Source organism: Joostella atrarenae (assembly GCF_021764745.1).
Taxonomy (GTDB): Bacteria; Bacteroidota; Bacteroidia; order Flavobacteriales; family Flavobacteriaceae; genus Galbibacter; species Galbibacter atrarenae.
This window is the reverse complement of the sequence record NZ_JAETXX010000033.1, coordinates 1-1,422: the sequence shown is the minus strand read 5'-3', so window position 1 is coordinate 1,422 and position 1,422 is coordinate 1. Positions and strand designations below refer to the sequence as shown.

General features: G+C 36.6%; 1 protein-coding gene. It reads left to right on the top strand.

Translation table 11 applies throughout. The annotated features are described in order from the left end of the window. Positions 1 to 63 precede the first annotated feature (63 nt). Positions 64 to 1,119, top strand: coding sequence for an IS110 family RNA-guided transposase (locus JM658_RS16920; protein WP_236961070.1), 1,056 nt, complete (start codon positions 64 to 66; stop codon positions 1,117 to 1,119). Positions 1,120 to 1,422: the final 303 nt, after the last annotated feature.

The window sequence follows — 1,422 nt, the reverse complement described above, 5'->3', positions numbered from 1 at the left end:
TTATAGCATCCATGAAAAAGCAGTAAGTCGAGTATCTTTAAATTTCACAAAAACAATTAAGATATGAACACTCAAATTACTGCGACACCTAAATTATACATAGGAATTGACATACACAAACGAAGTTGGAAAGTTCACTGCGCTACAGACTTGTTTTCAGGCAAGAGCTTTAGTATGTCACCAGAACCATCGCAACTGAAGAGCTATGTAGCCAAACATTTTCCAGAACATGAAGTATCTACGGCTTATGGGGCTGGCTGTTGTGGTTATTATGCACATCGTTGTTTCGTGAGTTATGGATGGAATTCTTTAGTTGTTAATCCGGCCGATATCCACAGAAAAGGTAAAGAGCGCTTTACAAAGACTGATCGGATAGATGCGCAGCTAATCAGCAGAGAACTCAAAGATGGTCGGTTAAACAGTATCCATGTACCAGATGTGCATCGCGAAGCGCTTCGGAGTTTATTTCGAAGACGCAATGATTTGGTAAAGGACTTTAGGAGAGTTAAAAGCTACATTAAGATGCAACTGCTATATTTTGGGATAAAAGTTCCTGAGCAATACGATAATGATCACTGGAGTCATGGATTTAGAAATTGGTTAGATCAGATGATATTTACGTATCCCATAGCAAAGGCAAGTCTAGATAGTCGTATGCGTCATTTTAGATTTATAGATGAAGATTTACGATTGGTTAGTAATCAGCTTAGAGCATATTGTCGTAAACATTTTAAGAAAGATTATTACCTACTTCGTAGTATTCCAGGAATAGGAGGTATTGTTGCTTGTGGAATTATTAGTGAACTAGGAGATTTACGTAGGTTTAATAGTGTGAAACATATCGCTGGTTATGTTGGCTTAGCTCCAGGAGTTTATCAAAGTGGAGCCAATAGCAAAACAATGGGCATAACACCGCGTGCTCATCGTTTAATTCGTTCGTACTTTATAGAAGCTTCATGGCAAGCAATTCGAACTGATCCCGTGATGCAAAGTTATTACCGGAAGCATTATGGAAAGGACAGTAAAAAAATTATAATAAAAGTGGCTAGGAAGTTATTATGTAGGACACTGGCAGTAATAAAAACAGAAACCCCTTATGAAATTGGGGTTATAGTATAAATAGATATAAATCAATAACAAAGCTCACAAAGAAGTATTTAAAGTCCATATCACAAAACAACGTGGGTGACATCTTCAAGATGATCACATTTTATAGCAAGTGGCTGGACTTATTATAACTTATAATCATACAGATGCTGGTGACGACCAAAGAAAGTTGATCACAAATAGCCTGCCTGCCGCAGGCAGGGATGCGGAGCAAGTTATATAAGTATTTAATTGATAATGATGCACAGCCTCATCATCAATTAAACACGCATAAAAATATCATTATGAGGTAATTAAAATAAAAATATTAACTTT